The organism is Streptomyces sp. NPDC057543 (assembly GCF_042801895.1).
Taxonomy (GTDB): domain Bacteria; phylum Actinomycetota; class Actinomycetes; order Streptomycetales; family Streptomycetaceae; genus Streptomyces.
In genome coordinates this window covers 1-3,415 of the sequence record NZ_JBHVFF010000494.1, presented here as the reverse complement: position 1 = coordinate 3,415, position 3,415 = coordinate 1, and the positions used below count along the sequence as shown (strand labels likewise).

The 3,415-nt window shown below is 69.1% G+C and carries 5 protein-coding genes; 4 read left to right on the top strand and 1 reads right to left on the bottom strand.

The genetic code is table 11. The features are described 5' to 3' along the window. Positions 1–103 precede the first annotated feature (103 nt). The 3 genes from ACFU8Q_RS40340 (at position 104) to ACFU8Q_RS40330 (ending at position 2,031) form a co-directional block, all read left to right on the top strand. Positions 104–334 carry an NUDIX domain-containing protein gene (locus ACFU8Q_RS40340; RefSeq protein WP_384464850.1) on the top strand — a complete coding sequence of 77 codons (231 nt, stop codon included), beginning with the start codon at positions 104–106 and terminating at the stop codon, positions 332–334. Between the two features lie 18 nt (positions 335–352). Continuing rightward, positions 353–1,117, top strand: coding sequence for an NUDIX domain-containing protein (locus ACFU8Q_RS40335; protein ID WP_384464847.1), 765 nt, complete (start codon positions 353–355; stop codon positions 1,115–1,117). A gap of 350 nt (positions 1,118–1,467) precedes the next feature. Continuing rightward, the gene (locus tag ACFU8Q_RS40330; protein WP_384464856.1) at positions 1,468–2,031 is read left to right on the top strand and encodes a phosphotransferase enzyme family protein; all 564 of its coding nucleotides are present in this window, start codon (positions 1,468–1,470) and stop codon (positions 2,029–2,031) included. Between the two features lie 255 nt (positions 2,032–2,286). Here ACFU8Q_RS40330 and ACFU8Q_RS40325 read toward each other — a convergent pair whose 3' ends face one another. Further along, positions 2,287–2,724: an AAA family ATPase gene (locus ACFU8Q_RS40325; protein WP_384464853.1), complete on the bottom strand. Its 438-nt coding sequence runs from the start codon at positions 2,722–2,724 to the stop codon at positions 2,287–2,289. Between the two features lie 114 nt (positions 2,725–2,838). On the opposite strand from ACFU8Q_RS40325, the gene ACFU8Q_RS40320 reads away from it, so the two are divergent. After that, positions 2,839–3,195, top strand: a complete 357-nt coding sequence (locus ACFU8Q_RS40320; RefSeq protein WP_384464844.1) for a hypothetical protein — start codon at positions 2,839–2,841, stop codon at positions 3,193–3,195. Positions 3,196–3,415 lie beyond the last annotated feature (220 nt).

The following is a 3,415-nucleotide window of genomic DNA, read 5'->3' as shown; positions in this document are numbered from 1 at the left end:
CAACCCCACTGCTGCGACAGCGGGTTGGTGCAGGTCTTCCACCTCCACTCGAACCAACAGCGCCTCACGGCGCAAACGGAATGTGTGCCAGAACCCACTACTCGTGAATAAAGCCAGCCGTGTTCTGCTGGTCAAGCCCACCTACCGTGAGCAGTGGCTGCTGCCCGGCGGCGGTGCCGAGCCGGGTGAAAGCCCCGAGCATGCCTGCCGTCGCGAAGTGCACGAGGAACTCGGGCTGTTGAGGACGTCCGGGAGGGTGTTGGCCGTGAACTGGCTCGCCCCGGGACATCCGGACGTCGCTCCGGACCTGCCTTTCCCGGGCGAGGTGCGCTAAGTGCTGGACGGCGGGACCTTGACCAAGCCGGACATCGCGGCCCTCCGTCTGCCCGCAGACGAGCAACACGGATTCGAGTTCCTCGACTCCCGGGCGGCGGCCGAGCGGATGATCCCCGTGGACGCACAGATCATGCTGGCCGCGCTGCGCGCCCGCCTGGCCGGCACGACCGCCCACCTCGAAGGCGGCCGACACGTCGGGGCGGTGCCACCACTGGACCTGCACCAGGTACACACACGGCCCCGGGACGGACGCCGGTGGCCCTGGCACCCCGACCGCGTCCCCGACCAACTCCCAGTCCCCCAAGCCTGGGGCTGGCTCTTCGCACCCGACGGCCGAGTCGTCCTGGTCATCGACTCCGCTGAACCCCTGGCCACGCTGCCAGGCGGCACGGTCGAGCTCACCGATGCGTCCCCGGAGGCCGCGCTGGCACGCGAGGCCGCCGAAGAAGCGCAGCTGACCCTGGCCCAAGGAAAGGCCGAACGGCTGGGATGGGTTTACGACGCCACCGGTGATGTCTACGGCGGCATCGGCGAATGCGCGCGGCTACGACTGGCCGCGCCGATCACATCTGTCGGACCATCCGCGATCGACCCTGCCAGCGGACGCCAGTTCGCCCGGCTCCTGGCCGCACCCGAGCAGGCCGCCGCTCTGCTCGGCTGGGGCGATCAGGGCTACCAACAAGCGGCTCAAGCCGCCCACCTGGCCCGCAAACAATGGGGCATCCCGCTCGCAGTACCGTCCCCCATCACGGAACTCCCCGCTGAGGGAATCGCCTGGTGAACAGCATCGCCTTCGTCCGGTGCCGCGTCAGCTCGGCCATGCGAGAACGCGCAACAGAGTCAGCTGCCCTGACCGGCTTGCGGTCACGGTTGGCGCCCGCCCACCCCGACCACCGAGGAAGCCTGTGCCCGCCATGCCGTCGTTCTTCTGTCTTCCCCATGCCGCCCAGCTCGATCTGCTCGAATCACTGACCCGGGCCTCGTTGAGCGAGTACTACGGACTCGACGGCGCGGCCGTACGGATGAAGGTCCAGCGGTACGAGGACAACGCCGTCTGGCGCATCACCCCACCTGGCCGCAGCTCCTTCGTGGCCCGGCTGTCCGTCCGCTGCCGGAGTTTGACCGGCCGGTCTGGGATGCGGAGACGATCCTCTTCAAGGGGCACGCCCTCACCGATCCGTCCGCCCAGGAGCAGTTGGGCGCCGAGGCACCGCTGCTCTCCGCAGGGTCGCCGAGTTGATCAGCCCAGCCCTCCAAGAGGGCGGACAGGACGGACGCGCGCGTATCCATGGCGATCTGCACCGCGAGAACGTGATCGCGTTGCCCGGCGGCGGCGTCGGCGTCATCGATTTCGATGACTGTGGAGAGGGTCACTTCCTGATCGACATCGCAACCGTGTTCTCGTCCGTCCACCGGATCGCACGGATAGAACCGGGCGCCTACGAGGACTTCGTCAGCGCATTCCTGGCCGGCTACAACCAGGTGCGGCCCCTGCCGGCCGACTTCGCCCGGCTCCTGGAGCCCTACCTGCTACTGCGTGATGCCTTCATCCTCAACTTCGTCACCGCCGCAGCACCGGTCAACGCCGTCGTCGCCTCATGGGGACCGGGACGCATCGCCGGCATCGTGGCGAACATGCAGGCGTACGTGGAGGGGTGCCCCTACCCGGGCGCCCTCACCTGTGAGCAGTCCTGAGCTCATTCAGGTCAAGAAGGCGCTGGGCTATCTTCGCCGCGAACGTGGACGGGTGACCGTCCGGACCGTCGCGCGGGTCGGCGGTGCTGCGCCAGGGCAGGTTGCTGCCGCAGAGCGCCGCAGCGCTCAGGCGGACCGATGCCTACCCTGGTACCGGCTCGGGTTCGGGGGCGTCGGGGATACTCTCGAACGTTTGGGGGGTAGGGCGTGCATGAGGGATCCTTTCGCGGAAAGAGGCGCCGCGAACCCGGCCGGTCATTCTGACGGGTCCGACCACCCGAGAGTGTCGAAGAGGGACTCCTTGATGGCGTCGCGGCTGTACCAGGGCAGGGTCAGGCGGGTGGCAAGCTGGCGTGCCAGGTAGGTCTTTCCGGTCCCCGGGGGGCCGGAAACGATAACCACGGTAGGGGCGAGCACAGGAGGTCCTCCCGGGACGGTGCGACAACGAGATCGGCCGACGTCTGCACGCGCAGCCAGTCGCCGGTGAATCCGCGGAACGCTACCGCTCTCTGGGGCACGAATGCTGCCAGTGCGCGGGTATGACTGATCGGCTCCGGACCTCCCCCCATCAGGGTCAGGATCTGAGAGGCGGTCAGATGGAGGGCAACGACTGCTGACTTGGCTTCCTGCTTCGTCACGCTGTGCCAGGACGTCTCCTGGTCTGCTCTGCGCGCCACAGGCTGCGACCGCCATGCCATCGGTCGTTCCCATGTTGCTCCCGCCGGCTCCCTGCCACCCACAGCACAGGCAGAGCTCGCCAGCACCGCCTGGAAGGAGCTGCCACACTTCTGTACGGGCCAGCACGGTGTGCCCGACACCCCAGACATCCTCGGCGCTGTGCTCGCCGCCGACCCGGCCCGCCGGGTGCGGGCGGTGGGGGATCTGTACCGGCTGCTCCTCAATCAGGAGCGGGTGTTTCCGGCGACCACCCCGGCAGCCTTGGTCCTCGCCCGTCTCCTCGACGATCTGCGCACCCTGGCCGAAGACCGGTGGGAACGCAGGGCCGGCCGGCGGCCGCTCCGCGCCGAGCTGCTGAACTGGCTGGCTTCGTTCGCCTACGTCGCCCGCCTGGGCGTCAAGGACGGTGTCGGCACGGCGCGGGATCTGGCCGCCGCCCGTGCGGCACGGCCGGTGCTCCAGGACCGCATCGCGGATTTCTGTTAGGACGACGACCCGCAGGTGAGGGAGGCCGCGCTCGCGGCCACCGCCCTGCTGCTGGCCGACCCCGCCCTCGCCTCGTGCGTACCCCGGTACGCGCCCGCCGTCCGCGCGGACCTGGCCGTGAGCGTGGGCGCCTAACTAGGGAAATCCCCACCCTGTAGGTGACCAACCAGGCCGGCCGGCGCCGTACCCTCACGACGCCCCGACTCACGCAGGGCTGCTC

Coding starts and splice junctions, on each gene's coding strand:
- ACFU8Q_RS40325 (WP_384464853.1), bottom strand. CDS start 2,724: ATGGCGGTCGCAGCCTGTGGCGCGCAGAGCAGACCAGGAGACGTCCTG.